Source organism: Roseococcus sp. SDR (assembly GCF_019083995.1).
Classification (GTDB): domain Bacteria; phylum Pseudomonadota; class Alphaproteobacteria; order Acetobacterales; family Acetobacteraceae; genus Roseococcus.
In genome coordinates, this window is record NZ_JAHRCU010000015.1 from 14,407 (window position 1) to 29,928 (window position 15,522).

The following is a 15,522-nucleotide window of genomic DNA, read 5'->3' on the forward strand; positions in this document are numbered from 1 at the left end:
TGTGAAATTCTCCGTGAGAAATGCATGTCACTTGCGGCTTTTTCGGCGCCTCACGCCCCGATAGGCTGGGCGCGCATTCGGGATCAGCGCGATGGACTGCCAGCCTGCCTCTTCGCCCGACGGCGCGCGCGTCCTCCGCCGCGCCGTCTCCCTCCTGCGCGAGGTCTCGGCCGCGCGCGGCAATGGCGCGACACTGAAGACGCTGGCCGACAGCGCGGGCCTGCCGCAGCCCACCGCGCACCGCCTGCTGAAGCTGCTCCAGCAGGAAGGCCTCCTGGAGCGCGATGCCGCCAGCCGCGCTTATCGCCTCGGCCCCCTGCTCTATGAATTCGGCCTGGCCGTGGCGCCGCGCGTGGATGCGCGCCGCCTCTGCGCGGGCACGCTGGACCGGATCACCCGCGCGGTGGGGGATGCCACCTATCTCAACAGCCGCAGCGGGAATGACGCGCTCTGCCTCGACCGGCGCGAAGGCAGCTTCGAGATCCAGGCCCTGCCCATCGAGATCGGCAATCGCCGCCCGCTCGGCGTGGGCGCCGGCGCGCTGGCCGTGCTGGCCAGCCTGCCACCGGGCGAGGCGGATGCGGTCATCGAAGCGAATGCCCGCCGCTACCGCCGCCACGGCCTGACCGCCGAGCGCATCCGCGTCTATGTGGAGGCCACGCGCGCGCGCGGCTTCGCCATCACCTCGGGCCGCATCGTCGCGCGCTATCGCGGTGTCGCGATCGCCGTCGGCAACGGCATCGGCGGCGTGCCCGCCTCGCTGTCCGTCATCGCCATCACCGAGCGGCTCGATCCGCGCCGGATCGAGCAGGTGGCGCGCATCCTCCTTCGTGAAGAACAGGCACTGCGGGAGATGCTCGCCATCGCCCCCGCCGCCCAAGCCGAAAGCCCCGCTGCATGACAAACAAGAACACCGCACCGCTCAGCGCCACCCGGATGGCCGAAGCGCTGGAGCGTCGCACCACCACGCCCGCCGCGCTGCTGGAGGATGCCCTGGCCCGTGTCGCGCGCGCGGATGCCGCGCTCGGCGCCTTCGTGCACCTGGATCCGGAGGGCGCGGCCAAAGCCGCCGCCGAAGCCGGCGCACGGCAAGCGGCGGGCACGCGCCTCAGCCCGCTCGATGGCGTGCCCGTCGCGGTGAAGGACAATCTCTGGGTGGCCGGCATGCCGGCGCATTGGGGCAGCCGCCTCTGGTCCGACTTCACGCCGCCCTGCGACGACATCGTGGTCGAGCGCCTGCGCGCGGCGGGCGCCGTCATCATCGGCAAGACCAACACGCCGGAATTCGCGCTTTCCGGCCGCACCGACAGCCCGCTGCACGGCAAGTCCCGCAACCCCTGGGATGTGACGCTGACACCCGGTGGTTCCAGCGGTGGCTCGGTCGCCGCCGTGGCCGCCGGCATGGTGCCCTTCTCCATCGTCACCGATGCGGGCGGCTCGACGCGCATCCCCGCCAGCTACACCGGGCTCTACGGGCTGCGCCCCTCCAATGGCCGCCTCGCACGGCGGCATGGCTTCCCACCCATGGGGATCGACTTCCAGGCGGTCGGCATCGTCGCGCGCGAGCTGGCCGATCTCGAACTCGCCTATGGCCTGCTCGCGGGCCCGGATGAGCGCGACCCCGCCTCGCTGCGCTTCCCGCCGCCGCGCGCGGGGGGCAAGCCGCGCATCGGCTGGTTCGCGCGTTACGAGGGCGAGCTGGTGCACCCCGAGGTCGAGGCCGCCGTCACCGAATGCGCGGCGTTGCTGGAAGCCGCGGGCTACGAGGTCACACCCTGCCCGCCGCCCTATGACGTGGCGCTGGTGCGCCGCGTCTGGGGCGCCATCAGCTCCGCGGGCGCAGCGCGTGCCGCCGAGATGCACGCGGAGCGCTGGCGCAAGGAAGCGAGCGCCGCCATCGCGGCCGCCGCCGAACGCGGCCTCGCCATGAGTGCCGTGGATTATGTCCGCGCGCTGGATGGCCTCGCCGCCATCCGCGCCCAGGTCTCGGAGAATTGGGGCGAGGTGGATGTGTATCTCTGCCCCAGCGCCGCCTCCCCCGCCTGGGCGATCGACGATGAATTCCCGGCCGAGATCGGCGGCAAGCCCGGCCATGCGGCGGCCCAGAACACCTTCGCCACCTGGGTCAATGCGGTGGGCCATCCGGGGTTGAGCATCCCCGGCCGCCCGCATGCGGATGGCCGTCCGCTCGGCGTGCAGCTGGTGGGCCGCTTCGGCGGCGAGGCGGATCTCTTCACCCTGGCACGGGACATCGCGGCCCGTGCCGCCTGGACGCGCCCGCCCTTCCCCGCCTGGTAGCCGCTACGGCGCCATCCGCCGCATGAGCGCGGCGAGACGCGGCCCGGCGGCCCGCTGCGCCGCGCGCTCGATGGCGCGATAATCCGCCACCAGCTTCCGGCCGGCCTCGGTCAGCGTGGCACCGCCGCCGCGCGCGCCGCCCGGGCTCGCCGCCACCACCGGCGCGCCCAGCTGCTTGTTCAGCGCGTCCACCAGGTCCCAGGCGCGCTTGTAGCTCATGCCCAGCGCGCGCCCCGCGCCCGAGATCGAGCCCTCGCGCTCGATCGCTTCCAGCAGGTTGATCTTGCCGGGTCCGATGCGTCCGCCCGGCAGGTCGATGCGCAGGCTCAGCAGCCCGGTGGGCGCTTGGCTCATGCGTCGCCCTCCGGCCGCGGCAGCGCCGCCAGGCGATGGTCGAAGGTCACGGCCTTCAGCAGCGCCCAGACCGGCAGGCCGGGCCGCAACGCCAGCCGCTCCACGCTGCCCTGCGTGATGCGCGCCAGCAGCAGGGTGGGCCCGACCGCGAGGCGCACGAAGGCCTCGGCCGGATCGCCGCCCGGCGTGATGTCAGCCACCGTCGCCGGCAGGATGTTCTGGGTGGAAAGGCCGCGTGGCTCCTCCGTCGCGATGGCGATGTCGCGCGCGCGGAGCCGGATGCGCAGCCGCGTGCCCTCCGGCCCCGGGCGCGCCGTGGTCAGCAATTCCCCGCCCGCGAAGCCCAGCGCCGTCAGCCCGCCCACCGCGCGCCGCACGGTGCAGGCCAGGAGCACGCCCGCATCGCGCCGCCCGGCGAGCAGCGGCAGGTCCGTGCGCATGGACAGCGCCTCGGCCGGGCCGGCGGCGACGACGCGCCCGGCCTCCAGCAGCACGAGGTGATCCGCCAGCGCATCCACCTCCTCCAGCGCGTGGGTGACGTAGAGGATGGGCAACCCGGCCACATCGCGCAGCCGCGCAAGGAAGGGGAGCACCTCCGCCCGGCGCGCCGCATCCAGCGCAGCGAGCGGCTCGTCCATCAGCAGCAGCCGGGGGCGGGACAGCAAAGCGCGCCCGAGCGCCACGCGCTGCCGCTCGCCGCCCGAAAGCCCGGCCGGGCGCCGCGCCAGGAGGTGCCCGATGCCAAGCAGCGCCACCACTTCCTCGAAGCCGGGGCCCGCGGCATCGGCCGGCGCGCGCTTCAGGCCGTAGCGCAGATTGGTCTCCACGCTGAGATGCGGAAACAGCCGCGCCTCCTGGAACACCACGCCACAGCGCCGGTGTTCAGGCGCCACGCAGATGCGCCGCGCGGTGTCGAGCAGGACGGCCTCGCCGACGGCGACCCGGCCCGCATCCGGCCGCAGCAGCCCCGCCACGGCCGAGAGGATCGTGCTCTTGCCGCAACCCGAGGGGCCGAACAGCATCGTCACCCCGGCCGGCGGCGCGTCAAACGCGACGTCGAGCGCGAAGCCCGCCCGGCCGAAGCGATGCCGCAGCGCGACGCCGATCACGCGGCGCGCCCCAGCAGCCGCCCCATGCGCCGCGCGATCAGCTCCGCCAGCAGCAGGCCGCAGACGGCCAGCGTGAAGGAGACGAAGGCAAGCCGCGCCGCCACCGCCTCGCCGCCCGGCGTCTGCGTCGCGGCATAGATGGCAAGCGGCAGCGTCTGCGTCTCGCCCGGGATGTTGGAGGCGAAGGTGATGACGGCGCCGAATTCCCCCAGCCCCGCCGCGAAGGCGGTGACCGCGCCGGCCAGGATGCCCGGCGACATCAGCGGCAGCGTGACGGTGAGGAAGCGGTCCACCGGCCCCGCGCCCAGCGTGCGCGCCGCCGCCTCCAGCCCCTCATCCACGCCCTCGAGCCCGAGGCGCACCGCGCGCACGATCAGCGGGAAGGACATGACGGCGGTGGCCAGCGCGGCACCCTCGGTGGTGAAGACGAGGCGGATGCCGAACCACTCGTGCAGCGGCGCGCCGATGGGGCCCCGGATGCCAAAGAGCATCAGCAACCCCCAGCCCACCACCACCGGCGGCACCACCAGCGGCAGGTGCACCAGCGCATCCAGCAGGATGCGCCCCGGGAAGCGCCCGCGCGCCAGCAGCCAGGCGACGCCGACCGCCGGCAGCAGCGAGACGGCGACGGAGCGCGTCGCCACCTCCAGGCTGAGGCGCACCGCCGTCCACTCCTCGGGGCTCAGCCAGACACTCACCGCGGCAGCGTGAAGCCGAAGCGCTGCCAGACAGGCGCCGCCTCCGCCCCGGTGAGGAAGGCGAGCAGCGCGCGCGCCTGCGCATTCCCCTCGGCGCGGCGCGTCAGCGCGAAGGGATAGGTGATGGGCGCATGGCTTTCGGCCGGAAAGGTCCCGATGACGCGCACGCCCGGGCTCGCCGCCGCATCCGTCGCATAGACGATGCCGAGCGGCGCCTCGCCCCGCTCCACCAGCAGCAGCGCGGCGCGCACATTCTCGGCGCGCGCCAGGCGCGGCGAGAGCGCCGGCCATTGCCCCATCCAGGTGAGCGCGGCCTGGGCATAGCGGCCCACCGGGACATGCGCCGGGTCGCCCGTGGCGATGCGCCCCTGCGGGCCGAGCAGCGCGGCGAGGTCCGTTCCGCGCGTGAGCGTGACTGGCCGCGCCGCCTGCGCGGGCGCGATCAGCACCAGCGCATTCCCGACGGGCGAGCTGCGCGTCGCATTCACGAGCAGGTTGCGGTCCTGCAGGTAGTTCGCCCAGGCCTCGTCGGCCGACATGAAGAGATCCGCCGGCGCGCCCTGCTCGATCTGCCGCGCCAGCGCGGAGGAGGCGGCGAAGGAGAAGCGCGGCGCGGGGTTGCCGCGCGCGGCCCATTGGGCGCCGAGGTCACGCAGCGCATCCGTCAGGCTGGCGGCCGCGAAGACCGTCACCGCCTCCTGCGCGCGGGCCGCACCCGTCGCGCCCAACGACAGCGCGAGCGCGGCGAAGACGGACAGGAAGGCGCTGCGGCGCATGCCGGATCTCCTCGGGCGCGTTGTATGCCGCCAAACATAGCGCCGGCCGCGGGTCCCGTCCATCGCGACAGCCGGCGCTGTAACCACGCCGCGCACAGCGGAGAAGAGAGGACGAGGCGGAAGGCGCCCCGCCCCCCGCGAGCCCGCAAAGGAATTCCCATGCCCCCTGCCAGCCTCAACGGCCAGGTCGCCATCGTCACCGGCGGCGCCGGCGGCATCGGCCTCGGCATCGCGCGGCGCCTCGCGCAGGCTGGCGCGGTGGCGGTGCTGGCCGATCTCTCGCCGGCCGCCGCCGAGGCCTCCGCCCTTGCCCTGAGGGCCGAAGGGCTGCAGGCCGAGGCGGTGGCGATGGACGTCTCGGACGAGGCGATGGTGGAGGCGGCCGTGGCCGAGGTCGTCCGGCGCTTCGGCCGCCTGGACATCCTGGTGAGCAATGCCGGCATCCAGATCGTCCACCCGATCGAGGATTATCCCTTCGCCGAATGGAAGCGGATGCTCGCGATCCACCTGGACGGCGCCTTCCTCACGACGCGCGCCAGCCTGCGTCAGATGTATCGCCAGGGCAGCGGCAGCATCATCTACATCGGCTCGGTGCATTCGAAGGAGGCCTCGCTGCTGAAATCGGCCTATGTCACCGCGAAGCACGGGCTGATCGGGCTCGCCAAGGTGGTGGCGAAGGAGGGCGCGGCGCATGGCGTGCGCGCGAACGTCGTCTGCCCCGGCTTCGTGCGCACGCCGCTGGTCGAGAAGCAGATCCCGGAGCAGGCGCGCGCGCTCGGCATCTCCGAGGAGGAGGTCATCCGCAACGTCATGCTGCGCGAGACGGTGGATGGCCGGTTCACCACGGTGGAGGATGTGGCGGAGGCGGTCCATGTCTTCGCCGCCGCACCCTCCAACGCGCTCACCGGCCAGTCGCTGATCGTCAGCCATGGCTGGTGCATGGAGTAGCGCGATGCGCCTCCGGCATCGGCGGGTGCATCTCCTGGCCTGGCGCGCGCTGCTGGTCCTGCTGCCGCTGATCCTCGGCGCCGCGCTGTGGCAGCGCGCCGCGGCCCCCGCGCGCGAGGTGCCGGTGCGGATCGCCCCGCCATGAGCCACCGCTTCGTCCCCGTCGGCTGGACGCGCAGCAAGATCCTGTATGACGCGGCGTTGCTGGGAGGTGTCGCGGCCTATCTCGTCGCCTATGTCCGGCTCGCACCGCTGCTGGGCGCCACGCCGCTCGACGACCAGAGCCTGCGCATGCGCGCCTTCGGCAGCGGCGCCTTCCTGCTGCTGACCCTGGCGCTCGCCATCGGCCCGCTGGCGCGGCTCGATCCGCGCTTCCTGCCGCTGCTCTACAACCGCCGCCACCTCGGCGTCGTCACCTGCCTGCTGGCGCTGGCGCATGCGGCCGAGGTGCTGGGCTGGCACTTCGCCTTCAGCCCGACGCCCGGCGCCGTCGCGCTGCTGACCACGGAGCCGGGCGCGCTTCCCTTCATCGCCTTCGGCCTGCTGGCGCTTTGCGTCCTCATCCTGCTGGCGGCGACGAGCCATGATTTCTGGCTGGCCTTCCTGGGCCCCGGCCTGTGGAAGGGCCTGCACCAGCTGATCTATCTCGCCTATGCGGCGGTGGTCGCTCACCTCGCCTTTGGCCGGCTGCAGGATCCGGGGGCGCTGCCTCTGGCCCTGTTGCTCGGGCTCGCGGTGTGCGCGCTGCTCGCGCTGCACCTGATCGCCGCCAGCCGCGAGGCGCGGGTGGATGCGGACATCGCGCCGCCCGCGCCCGTCGCGCCCTGGCTCATCGCCGGCCGCGCCGCGGCGATCCCCGAAGGTCGCGCCCTCGTGGTCCGCCCGCCCGGCGGCGAGAAGGTCGCGATCTTCCGGCATGAGGGGCGGCTCTCCGCGGTCAGTCATCTCTGCGCGCACCAGCACGGGCCGCTGGGCGAGGGCCAGGTGCTGGATGGCTGCATCACCTGCCCCTGGCATGGCTACCAGTACCGGCTGGAGGATGGGCGTTCGCCGCCACCCTTCACCGAGCGTATCGCGACCTACCGGCTGCGGCTGGTAGGCGGCTGGATCTGGCTCGATCCGCGCGCCAATCCGCCGGGCACGCATGTGCCCGCCCTGGTGCTGCCGTGAAGGAGATCTTCGTGGGCTGGGCGGCGCGCCCGCCGGCGCATCTGCGCGCCTTCCTGCGCCGCCTGGCGCTGGGCCTGCCGCTCATGCTGCTCGGCCTCGGCCTCATCCTCGGCCTCGCCCCGCAGGACCCGGCGGGGCCGCGCTTCGCGACCGGCGGCGCCCCCCTGCCGAGCCTGCCCATGCCCGAGCCCGGCGTGACCGGCGTGCTCACCCTGCGCCCCTATCCGCTGCTGCATGTGGGCGAGGGCGGCGGGATGCGCACGCTGCTGCTGGCCGGCGACGGCAAGCAGCGCCCGCCGGGCGATCTCAGCGTTCTGGACGGGCAGCGCGTGACGGCCGAGGGCTTCCTCCTCTCGCGCGGGGACATCGCCATGCTCGTCCTCGGCGCACCGCCGCGGGCCCTGGGCGGCGCCACGCCGCCCGCCCGCGAGGCGCTCGGCCGCTGGCGCATCACCGGCGAGATCTGCGACGGGAAATGCGCGGCCGACGGCATGCGGCCGGGCATCGGCATCGCGCATCGCGCCTGCGCCGCGCTGTGCCTGGACGGGGGAATCCCGGCGGTCTTCGTCAGCCAGGCGCCGCTGCTCGGCCACGCCTATCTGCTGCTGGCGGGGCCCGATGGCGGGCCGATGGATGCCGCGCTCCGCCCCCTCATCGGTCGCCGCGTGACCCTCGAAGGCCGGGTGGAGCGGTTGGGGCGCCTCCTCATCTTCCACGCCGAGCCGCCCGGGTGAGGCGCCTCGCGCCCTTCGCGCTGGCGGCCGCGATCCTGGCCCTGCCGGATCTCGGGCCGCTGGCGCGCGGCCTGCTGCTCTTTCCTGCCCTCGGCCTGCTCGCCCGCTGGACCGAACACACCCCCGGAGACCCGCATGACCCATGATCCCCGTCGCGTGATCCTCGTGACCGGCGCCGCCGGCAATCTCGGCCGCGCCACGCTCGCCTGCCTCGCTCAGGAGGGCGCGACGCTGGTGGCGGTGGACCGGATGGGCGATGCGGCAAGCCTCTTGCCGCCTGACCTTCCTGACGCCACGGCGCATCTCGCCCTCCCGGGGCTCGACCTGCTGGACGCCGCATCCTGCGAGGCGGGCATCGCCCGTGTCATGGCGCGATTCGGCCGGCTGGATGGCGTGGCGCATACGGTGGGCGGCTTCGCCATGCAGCCGCTGACCGAAGCCGGGCCGACGGAATGGGAGGCGATGTTCCGGCTGAACCTGCTCTCGACGCTGAACATCTTTCGCGCCGCCATCGCCGCGATGCGCCCGGCCGGCCGGGGCAGCCTGTGTGCGGTCGGCGCGCTCGCCGCCCTGAAGGCGCCGGCGGAGATGGGCGCCTATGCGGCGTCGAAGGGCGCGGTGCTGCGGCTGGTGGAGAGCTACGCGGAGGAGTTGCGCGGCACCGGCCTGCGCGTGAACGCCGTGCTGCCGGGCACCATGGACACGCCGCAGAACCGCGCCGCCATGCCGGGGGCGGAGCCAGGCGCCTGGGTGCGGCCGGAGGAGGTGGCGCGCCTCATCGCCTTCCTGCTGTCCGACGCGGCCGGAGCGCTGACCGGCGCCCTGGTTCCCGCCGCCGGACGGAATTGAGCGGGGGCCCAACTGATGCCCGGAATTCAACAAACGGCGCAGGGAGTTGCTATCGAATGCGCGACCGTTTCAGCGAGCCTCGTCTCCAGGTTGCAGGAGACAAGGCTCAATGGAATTGCACCGCGCCAAGCTGTGCCAAGGGCGGGAGCGCATCTCTCGCGTCCCGGCAGCGGATCCCCCGCGACGGCTTGAGGAGCTGATGGCCGACATCAAGGCCGGCGAGACTCAGGCCTATGCGGAGCTGGTTCGTCGGGTAACGCCGCTCCTGCGGCAGGTCGCGCGTAACCGGGGGGTCGCGGCTGCCGACCTGGACGATGTGGTGCAGGACACCCTTCTGGCCCTGTATTGCAGCCGCGAGAACTACGATCCCGCCCGTCCCTTTCTGCCCTGGCTGATCGGAATCACCCGCCATTGCGCGAAGGATCGCTGGCGGCGTGACATGCGGGAAGATCGCCGCAGACTGGCCTGGCGCACCCACAGCCTGGCCTGGCAGAGCGCCGGCGCGGACGGTGGCGTCACCGGCGGGCTCCTGGCCGATTCACTGGGGGTGTTCATCGCCCTGCTGCCCCCGGCCCAGCGCCAGGTGATCGAGCTCGTCGCCATCGGCGGCATGGACCTGCGCGCCGCGGCCGAGGCCACGGGCCGCACGGTCGGCGCCATCAAGGTGAACCTGCACCGCGCGCGGGAGGCGCTGCACCAGCGCCTGGAGGCTTGCGGCGATGTCACGCGCCCGCCCCGTAACCGGCCCGCGTCCCACCTCGAAGCGGGGGAGTAGGAGATGCCCATGCCCGAAAAGCCCATCCCCAAGCGCCCCGCCGCCTATGACAAGAAGGTGGCGCTCGTGCTGCAGGGCGGCGGCGCGCTCGGCAGCTACCAGGGCGGTGTCTATGAGACGCTCGCCGAAAGCGAATACCTGCCCGACTGGGTGGCCGGCATCTCCATCGGCGCCATCAACGCCGCCATCATCGCGGGCAATGCGCCGGAGCGGCGGGTGGAGCGCCTCAGGATGTTCTGGGAGTCCATCACCGCGCCGCCTTCGCTCTGGGCGGATTGGCTCGAAACCTCGCTCTCGACCTGGAGCGACCCTCGGCCGGCCGCGGCCCTGCGTGCCCTCATGCTGGGCCAGCCCGGCTTTTTCCGGCCACGCCCCGCCGCCTACTGGCTGTTCGGCGAAAGCCGCGTCAGCTTCTACGAAACCGACGCGCTGCGCGGCACGCTCGAGGCGCTGGTGGATTTCGACCGCATCAACGCGCGCGAGATGCGCTTCAGCATCGGCGCCGTGAACATCCGCACCGGCAACATGGTCTATTTCGACAATGCCGAGACAGCGATCGGCCCGCAGCACGTGATGGCGAGCGGCGCGTTGCCGCCCGGCTTCCCCGCCATCGAGATCGACGGCGAGATGTACTGGGATGGCGGCCTCGTCTCCAACACGCCGCTGCAATACGTCGTCTCGCAGGTCCCCCGCCGCTCCCGCCTCAGTTTCCAGGTGGATCTCTTCCCCGCGCGAGGCTCCTTGCCGCGCACCATCGAGGAGGTGCAGGAGCGCGAGAAGGACATCCGCTACAGCAGCCGCACCCGTGCCGCGAGCGACATGCTGGCCCGTGCGCATGACCTGCGGCACAACATCAACACGTTGTGGGACAAGCTGCCCGACGCGCTGCGGAACACGCCCGAGGGCCGCTACCTCTACGATTTCGGCTGCGTGACCACGATGGACATCGTGCAGCTCATCCATCGCGGCGATGTCGCGCAAGGCCAGGCGAAGGACTACGAATTCAGCCGCGCGACCATGGAACGCCGCTGGGCACAGGGCCTGGCCGATGCGCGGCAGACGCTGGAGGCTTCGCCCTGGCTCGCCCCCATGCCGGCGGAACTCGGTGCGCGCAGCTTCGACGTGGCGGGCGCCGCCCGGCACGAGGCAAGACCCGCGGAGGACCAGGTGCCGGCCGTCGTCGCGCCGATGAAGCGCCGGAAGCTCGCCTGATGGAGGAGGCCGCGATTCGCGAGGGCGCCTTCGCCATGCCGCGCACCAGCCCCTCCTATCCGGCAGGGCCCTATCGCTTCACGGGGCGGGAATACCTCACGATCGAGTACCGCACGGAGGCGGCGAAGCTGCGCGATCTGGTCCCCGAGCCGCTGACGCCCCTGGGCGAGACGGCGCGCTTCCAGTTCGTGCGGATCGCGGATGGCACGGGTTTCGGTGTCTATCACGGCGCGGCGCAGGTCATCCCGGTGCGCCTGCCCGGCGGCGAGGCGGGCGGCTATGTGCACGCGATGTACCTCGACGCGCATGCCCCCATCGCGGGTGGGCGCGAGCTCTGGGGCTTTCCGCAGAAGTTGGCGCGGCCGGCTCTCGCCGTGGAGCGGGACACGCTGGTCGGACGTCTCGATTTCGGGCCGTTGCCGGTGGCGGTCGGCAGCATGGGCTTCAAGCACCGCGCGCTGCCCGGCGGCGCGGCGGCAGCGATGCTGGCCGAGCCGGGGGTGCTGCTGAAGATCATCCCGCATGTCGACGGCACGCCCCGCATCTGCGAGCTGGTGCGCTTCACGCTGACCGACGTCACCGTGCGTGGTGCCTGGAGCAGCCCGGCCACGCTGCAGTTCATGCCGCACGCCCTGGCCCCCGTGGCGGAGCTGCCCGTGCTGGAGTTGCGCGGCGCCACACATGTCATCGCCGATGTGACGCTCGCCCTCGGCACCGTGCTGCACGACTACCTCGAAGCGGAGGACGGCGCATGACGCCCGACCAGGTTCGCGCCCGCGCCTTCGCCATGCCGCTCACCAACCCCTCCTATCCGCCGGGGCCTTATCGCTTTCTGCGGCGGGAATACCTCATCATCGCCTACCGGACCGATCCTGCGGCGCTGGCGCGCATCCTGCCCAAGCCGCTCGTGGCCCCCGAACCCATCGTGAAATACGAGTTCATCCGCATGCCCGACAGCACCGGCTTCGGCGACTACACCGAGAGCGGTCAGGTGATCCCGGTGCGGTTCGGGGATCAGCATGGCGGCTACGTGCACGCCATGTATCTGGATGACGATCCGCCCATCGCGGGGGGGCGCGAGCTCTGGGGTTTTCCGAAGAAGCTCGCCTCCCCCGTGCTGCGGGTGGAGCATGACACGCTGGTCGGCACGCTCGATGTCGGCGGCGTGCGGGTGGCGAGCGCCAGCATGGGCTACAAGCACCGTCCCCTGCCCGCGCCGGCGCTGCGCGCCGCGCTGGAGGAGCCGGGCTTCCTGCTCAAGATCATCCCGCATGTGGATGGTCGGCCGCGCATCTGCGAACTGGTGCGCTACCACCTGGCCGACATCGTGCTGCATGGCGGCTGGACCGGCCCGGCAGCCCTGTCCCTGGTGCCGCATGCGCTGGCGCCGGTGGCGGAGCTGCCGGTGCTGGAGGTGCTCTCCGCCACGCATCTCCTCGCGGATCTCACGCTCGAACTGGGAGAGGTGGTGCATGACTATCTCGGCTGAATGCTGAGCGCGGAAGCGGCCCGGCTGCTGCTGGGCCTGCTGGCGGGGTATGGCGCGGGCGGCCTCGCCGTCGCGCTGGCCTTCCTGGCGGGGCCGATCGAGCGCGCGACACCGGCCGCGCGCGGCGCCCATGCCTTCCGCCCGCTGCTGCTGCCGGGCCTCATCCTGCTCTGGCCGCTGGTCCTTTGGCGCTGGCCGCCACCCGAACGGTGACCGGTCTTGCGTGACCGCGCGCCGGCCCTGCTGGGCCTCCTGGCGTTGTCCTGGCTGCTCATGCTGCTGATGCGCGAGGGGGATGGGCAGCGGCTCGGCCTGCTGTTGACCGCCGTGGCGATGGGCGCCGTCTTCGTGCGCGTGGGCTTCGGCTTCGCGGGCGGCTACCGGCAATTCCTGCTCGCCGGTGATGGCCGGGCCATGGCGGCCTCGCTCGTCATTCCCGCCCTGCTGCTGCCGCTGATCCTGCCGCTCGCCGCGGCCGACCCCGGCTACACGCGCTTCGTCGCACCCATCAACCTCTCGCTCATCCTGGGTGCCGCGATGATGGGCTTCGGCATGCAGATGACCAATGGCTGCGCCTCCGGCGCCGTGGTCGCGGCGGGCGAGGGCTCGCGCCGCATGTGGGTGGCCCTGCCCTTCTTCAGCCTGGGCGGCGTGGCGGGCAGCCTCTTCGCACCAGCGCTGGAGGCACGGCTTCCCAGCCTCGGCCATCTCGACCTGCTGGAGAGCCTCGGCCCCTGGGGCGGCGTGCTGGCGATGGAAGCGATGTTGCTCGCGCTGGCCTGGCTGCTGCTGCGGCGCGCGCCCCGCCTGGTGGCAGCACCTTTCGGCCATGCCGCGCTGATCGCGGCCCTGGCCGGGCTGATCTTCCTGCTGGCGCGCGAGCCCTGGGGCATCACCTTCGGGCTGACCATCTGGGGGGCCAAGGCGCTGCGCTGGTTCGGCCTGGATGCCGGGGCAGCCGACTACTGGATGGCGGCGCATGCCGCTGCGGGGCTGGAGGGGCCCTGGCTCGGCCATGTGACGGCGCTGACCGATGTGGGGATGTTCCTCGGCGCGCTGCTGGCCGCAGCGGGTGCGGGGCGCATGCGCCACCGCGTCGCCATCGGCACGCAGGGCGTGATCGCCGCGGCGCTGGGTGGGTTGCTGATGGGGGTGGGCGGCCGCCTCTCCTATGGCTGCAACATCGGCGCGTTCATCAGCGGCACCGCCTCGGGCAGCCTGCACGGGCTGGTCTGGCTTGCCGCCGCCTTGCCCGGTGCATGGCTCGGCCTGCGCCTGCGCGGCTGGTCGGGCCTGCCGCGCGCTTGAGGTGTCGTCACCTCAATGCGCGGCGGCGGAGAAATCCATCGGCAACCGGCAGGCCGCCACGCGCACATCGCGGATGGTCGCGGGCGTGTTCCGGCTGCGCCCGACGAAGCGCGGCACGCCTGCGGAAAACACCGCGCCGACGGCGGGAATATCGCCATTGCGCAGCGCCGAGAGGGCATCGCCGCAAGCCCCGCCGGCGCAGGCATCGAGCAGGATCACATCCGCATCCCGCCCCTCCGCCAGGATGCCGGAGTTGAGCCGATAGACCCGCGCGTTGTTGCCGGTGGCGGCGGCGATCGCGATCTCCGGCGCCATGCCGCCCAGGCTGGCCAGGTGACTCATCGTGTAGAGCATGCCGAGCGGCATGATGCCGCTGCCGGTCGGCGTATCGGTGGCGATGAGCAGGCGCTCCAGCTGCCCCGCCTCCTCCAGCAGCTTCGCGGTCAGCAGCGCCGTGCGGAGATTGCCCGCGGTGCAGATCTGCAGCGCGATGTCGCTCTCCTTCACCAACCGCACGAAGCCGGGCTCGGGCATGGCGACGGGGCCGCCATTCACATGGAAGCTGACATGCGGGTGGCTCGCCAGCACATGCTCGGCCCAGATGCCCGAGGAGCCGGGGATGGAGGAGCCGCCGGTGTGCATGGTGGTGATCATGCCCGCCGCGCGCGCCGCCTGCATCAGGGGCGCATAGTCATGCGGCGTCGGAAAGGCGCCGAAACCGGCCTTGGCGAGCCAGATCCCGGCCGCGGCCAGCTCCCGCAGATCCTCCGGCGTCAGCCCCGGCTCCAGGATGACCGAGCCCGCATGCACGCGCATGCCGCCCGGCCGATAGTCGCGAAAGCAGGCGGCCGCGGCCAGCGCCAGCGCCTTCACCCCCGCCGGGTCCTTGGGCCGCCCCGGCACATGCACCTCGGAGGCGGTGATGGCGGTGGTGACGCCGCCATGCAGGTAGCTCTCCAGAAAGCCCACCGTGCGCTGGCGCGGCGTATAGTCGCCGAAGGTGATGTGGACATGGCTGTCGATCAGCCCCGGTGCGGCGAGCGTGCCCCCCGCATCCACCACCACGTCGCAGCTTTCCAGTGTCGCCGCATCCAGCGTGCCGATGCGGCTGATTCGCCCCGCCTCCATCAGGATGGCCTCGGCCTCGCGCAGCGGCGCGGCGAGATCACCCGTGGCAAGGCCGCCCAGGTTCACGATGGCGCAGCGCATCAGCGCAGCCCGTCGCGCTTCGAAATCTCAGCGGCCTTCAGCCCGCCCACGCGCGCATCGATGCGCCCGCGATTGGCGATGACGATGATGAGCGCCACTTCATCCGCCTGCGGCGCATCGGGCAGCATCAGCGTCATGCCGTCATAATGCGAACGGACATAGAGCGCGTCCTTATGCGCCAGCGGCACGTCGATCATGGTCCCCGGCGCGCCGCGCTTGGTGAAGGAGGGCAGCCAGGCGAGGCCGCCACCCACCGCCGCACGCAAGGGCTCGGCGAAGATCGTCGTGAGCATGGCGTTCGCATGCTCCTGCTCGCCCGCCAGGCCCACCACAGCCCCCTTGCCGTAGCTCTCGATGGCGTGCGCCCCCATGGCGGCGACCGCCATGGCGGAAAGCTCGCGCCCCACCGCCTCGCTCGCCGCGATGCTCGCCGAGAGATCCTCGACGAAGCCCTGCCCGGCATAGGGGTTCGCCACCACGCCCGTCACCGCCACGCGGCGCAGCGGCGGGCCCGTGTCGCGGCTGCCCGGCGGCACCTCGATCTGATCCACCATCACGAAGGACCGCCGGAGTTCGAGCCGCATCGCCGCGGC

Annotated in this window: 20 protein-coding genes; 14 read left to right on the forward strand and 6 right to left on the reverse strand. The window is 72.6% G+C overall.

Annotated features, from left to right (window positions below; translation table 11 throughout):
• The first annotated feature begins 91 nt into the window (after nucleotides 1-91).
• Together KTR66_RS16620 and KTR66_RS16625 are read left to right on the forward strand one after the other, a co-directional pair.
• Nucleotides 92-901 carry an IclR family transcriptional regulator gene (locus tag KTR66_RS16620; RefSeq protein WP_213614427.1) on the forward strand — a complete coding sequence of 270 codons (810 nt, stop codon included), beginning with the start codon at nucleotides 92-94 and terminating at the stop codon, nucleotides 899-901.
• Nucleotides 898-2,298, forward strand: coding sequence for an amidase (locus tag KTR66_RS16625; protein ID WP_213614429.1), 1,401 nt, complete (start codon nucleotides 898-900; stop codon nucleotides 2,296-2,298). Before KTR66_RS16620 ends, KTR66_RS16625 begins: the two co-directional genes overlap by 4 nt.
• A gap of 3 nt (nucleotides 2,299-2,301) precedes the next feature.
• On the opposite strand, the gene KTR66_RS16630 is transcribed toward KTR66_RS16625, so the two are convergent.
• The 4 genes from KTR66_RS16630 to modA are packed head-to-tail and all read right to left on the reverse strand — an operon-like array spanning nucleotide 2,302 to nucleotide 5,235.
• The gene (locus KTR66_RS16630) at nucleotides 2,302-2,652 is read right to left on the reverse strand and encodes a winged helix-turn-helix domain-containing protein (RefSeq protein ID WP_213614431.1); all 351 of its coding nucleotides are present in this window, start codon (nucleotides 2,650-2,652) and stop codon (nucleotides 2,302-2,304) included.
• On the reverse strand, nucleotides 2,649-3,761 hold the full coding sequence (gene modC / locus KTR66_RS16635; protein WP_213614433.1) for a molybdenum ABC transporter ATP-binding protein: 1,113 nt from the start codon (nucleotides 3,759-3,761) through the stop codon (nucleotides 2,649-2,651). Before modC ends, KTR66_RS16630 begins: the two co-directional genes overlap by 4 nt.
• Complete coding sequence (modB, locus tag KTR66_RS16640; RefSeq protein ID WP_213614435.1) at nucleotides 3,758-4,459, reverse strand: molybdate ABC transporter permease subunit; 702 nt, start codon at nucleotides 4,457-4,459, stop codon at nucleotides 3,758-3,760. The genes modC and modB overlap by 4 nt, the downstream gene beginning before the upstream one ends.
• Nucleotides 4,456-5,235: a molybdate ABC transporter substrate-binding protein gene (gene modA / locus KTR66_RS16645; protein WP_213614437.1), complete on the reverse strand. Its 780-nt coding sequence runs from the start codon at nucleotides 5,233-5,235 to the stop codon at nucleotides 4,456-4,458. The genes modB and modA overlap by 4 nt, the downstream gene beginning before the upstream one ends.
• 159 nt (nucleotides 5,236-5,394) lie before the next feature.
• On the opposite strand from modA, the gene KTR66_RS16650 reads away from it, so the two are divergent.
• The 12 genes from KTR66_RS16650 (at nucleotide 5,395) to KTR66_RS16705 (ending at nucleotide 13,720) form a co-directional block, all read left to right on the forward strand.
• Nucleotides 5,395-6,183, forward strand: coding sequence for a 3-hydroxybutyrate dehydrogenase (locus KTR66_RS16650; protein WP_213614439.1), 789 nt, complete (start codon nucleotides 5,395-5,397; stop codon nucleotides 6,181-6,183).
• Between the two features lie 4 nt (nucleotides 6,184-6,187).
• The gene (locus KTR66_RS16655; protein ID WP_213614441.1) at nucleotides 6,188-6,328 is read left to right on the forward strand and encodes a hypothetical protein; all 141 of its coding nucleotides are present in this window, start codon (nucleotides 6,188-6,190) and stop codon (nucleotides 6,326-6,328) included.
• Complete coding sequence (locus KTR66_RS16660) at nucleotides 6,325-7,353, forward strand: Rieske 2Fe-2S domain-containing protein (RefSeq protein WP_213614443.1); 1,029 nt, start codon at nucleotides 6,325-6,327, stop codon at nucleotides 7,351-7,353. Before KTR66_RS16655 ends, KTR66_RS16660 begins: the two co-directional genes overlap by 4 nt.
• Nucleotides 7,350-8,087, forward strand: a complete 738-nt coding sequence (locus tag KTR66_RS16665; RefSeq protein WP_213614445.1) for a hypothetical protein — start codon at nucleotides 7,350-7,352, stop codon at nucleotides 8,085-8,087. The genes KTR66_RS16660 and KTR66_RS16665 overlap by 4 nt, the downstream gene beginning before the upstream one ends.
• Complete coding sequence (locus KTR66_RS16670; protein WP_213614447.1) at nucleotides 8,084-8,233, forward strand: hypothetical protein; 150 nt, start codon at nucleotides 8,084-8,086, stop codon at nucleotides 8,231-8,233. Before KTR66_RS16665 ends, KTR66_RS16670 begins: the two co-directional genes overlap by 4 nt.
• Complete coding sequence (locus tag KTR66_RS16675; protein ID WP_213614449.1) at nucleotides 8,223-8,936, forward strand: SDR family NAD(P)-dependent oxidoreductase; 714 nt, start codon at nucleotides 8,223-8,225, stop codon at nucleotides 8,934-8,936. Before KTR66_RS16670 ends, KTR66_RS16675 begins: the two co-directional genes overlap by 11 nt.
• Nucleotides 8,937-9,135: 199 nt before the next feature.
• The gene (locus KTR66_RS16680; protein ID WP_213614451.1) at nucleotides 9,136-9,711 is read left to right on the forward strand and encodes an RNA polymerase sigma factor; all 576 of its coding nucleotides are present in this window, start codon (nucleotides 9,136-9,138) and stop codon (nucleotides 9,709-9,711) included.
• Nucleotides 9,712-9,720: 9 nt separating this feature from the next.
• The gene (locus KTR66_RS16685) at nucleotides 9,721-10,923 is read left to right on the forward strand and encodes a DUF3734 domain-containing protein (protein ID WP_249732202.1); all 1,203 of its coding nucleotides are present in this window, start codon (nucleotides 9,721-9,723) and stop codon (nucleotides 10,921-10,923) included.
• On the forward strand, nucleotides 10,923-11,678 hold the full coding sequence (locus tag KTR66_RS16690; protein ID WP_213614453.1) for an acetoacetate decarboxylase: 756 nt from the start codon (nucleotides 10,923-10,925) through the stop codon (nucleotides 11,676-11,678). The genes KTR66_RS16685 and KTR66_RS16690 overlap by 1 nt, the downstream gene beginning before the upstream one ends.
• A complete protein-coding gene (locus tag KTR66_RS16695; RefSeq protein WP_213614454.1) occupies nucleotides 11,675-12,412 on the forward strand; it encodes an acetoacetate decarboxylase in 738 nt (245 codons plus the stop codon). Before KTR66_RS16690 ends, KTR66_RS16695 begins: the two co-directional genes overlap by 4 nt.
• A complete protein-coding gene (locus tag KTR66_RS16700) occupies nucleotides 12,413-12,625 on the forward strand; it encodes a hypothetical protein (protein ID WP_213614456.1) in 213 nt (70 codons plus the stop codon). It abuts the gene before it with no gap.
• Nucleotides 12,626-12,631: 6 nt separating this feature from the next.
• A complete protein-coding gene (locus KTR66_RS16705) occupies nucleotides 12,632-13,720 on the forward strand; it encodes a YeeE/YedE thiosulfate transporter family protein (protein WP_213614458.1) in 1,089 nt (362 codons plus the stop codon).
• A 12-nt stretch (nucleotides 13,721-13,732) separates the two neighbouring features.
• Here KTR66_RS16705 and KTR66_RS16710 read toward each other — a convergent pair whose 3' ends face one another.
• Complete coding sequence (locus tag KTR66_RS16710) at nucleotides 13,733-14,929, reverse strand: amidohydrolase family protein (protein ID WP_213614460.1); 1,197 nt, start codon at nucleotides 14,927-14,929, stop codon at nucleotides 13,733-13,735.
• Entirely contained in the window at nucleotides 14,929-15,513 is a 585-nt protein-coding gene (locus KTR66_RS16715) for an amino acid synthesis family protein (protein WP_213614462.1), read from the reverse strand. Before KTR66_RS16715 ends, KTR66_RS16710 begins: the two co-directional genes overlap by 1 nt.
• Nucleotides 15,514-15,522: the final 9 nt, after the last annotated feature.

Coding starts and splice junctions, on each gene's coding strand:
- KTR66_RS16620 (WP_213614427.1), top strand. CDS start 92: ATGGACTGCCAGCCTGCCTCTTCGCCCGACGGCGCGCGCGTCCTCCGC.
- KTR66_RS16625 (WP_213614429.1), top strand. CDS start 898: ATGACAAACAAGAACACCGCACCGCTCAGCGCCACCCGGATGGCCGAA.
- KTR66_RS16630 (WP_213614431.1), bottom strand. CDS start 2,652: ATGAGCCAAGCGCCCACCGGGCTGCTGAGCCTGCGCATCGACCTGCCG.
- modA (WP_213614437.1), bottom strand. CDS start 5,235: ATGCGCCGCAGCGCCTTCCTGTCCGTCTTCGCCGCGCTCGCGCTGTCG.
- KTR66_RS16650 (WP_213614439.1), top strand. CDS start 5,395: ATGCCCCCTGCCAGCCTCAACGGCCAGGTCGCCATCGTCACCGGCGGC.
- KTR66_RS16655 (WP_213614441.1), top strand. CDS start 6,188: ATGCGCCTCCGGCATCGGCGGGTGCATCTCCTGGCCTGGCGCGCGCTG.
- KTR66_RS16660 (WP_213614443.1), top strand. CDS start 6,325: ATGAGCCACCGCTTCGTCCCCGTCGGCTGGACGCGCAGCAAGATCCTG.
- KTR66_RS16675 (WP_213614449.1), top strand. CDS start 8,223: ATGACCCATGATCCCCGTCGCGTGATCCTCGTGACCGGCGCCGCCGGC.
- KTR66_RS16680 (WP_213614451.1), top strand. CDS start 9,136: ATGGCCGACATCAAGGCCGGCGAGACTCAGGCCTATGCGGAGCTGGTT.
- KTR66_RS16685 (WP_249732202.1), top strand. CDS start 9,721: ATGCCCGAAAAGCCCATCCCCAAGCGCCCCGCCGCCTATGACAAGAAG.
- KTR66_RS16690 (WP_213614453.1), top strand. CDS start 10,923: ATGGAGGAGGCCGCGATTCGCGAGGGCGCCTTCGCCATGCCGCGCACC.
- KTR66_RS16695 (WP_213614454.1), top strand. CDS start 11,675: ATGACGCCCGACCAGGTTCGCGCCCGCGCCTTCGCCATGCCGCTCACC.
- KTR66_RS16700 (WP_213614456.1), top strand. CDS start 12,413: ATGCTGAGCGCGGAAGCGGCCCGGCTGCTGCTGGGCCTGCTGGCGGGG.
- KTR66_RS16710 (WP_213614460.1), bottom strand. CDS start 14,929: ATGCGCTGCGCCATCGTGAACCTGGGCGGCCTTGCCACGGGTGATCTC.
- KTR66_RS16715 (WP_213614462.1), bottom strand. CDS start 15,513: ATGCGGCTCGAACTCCGGCGGTCCTTCGTGATGGTGGATCAGATCGAG.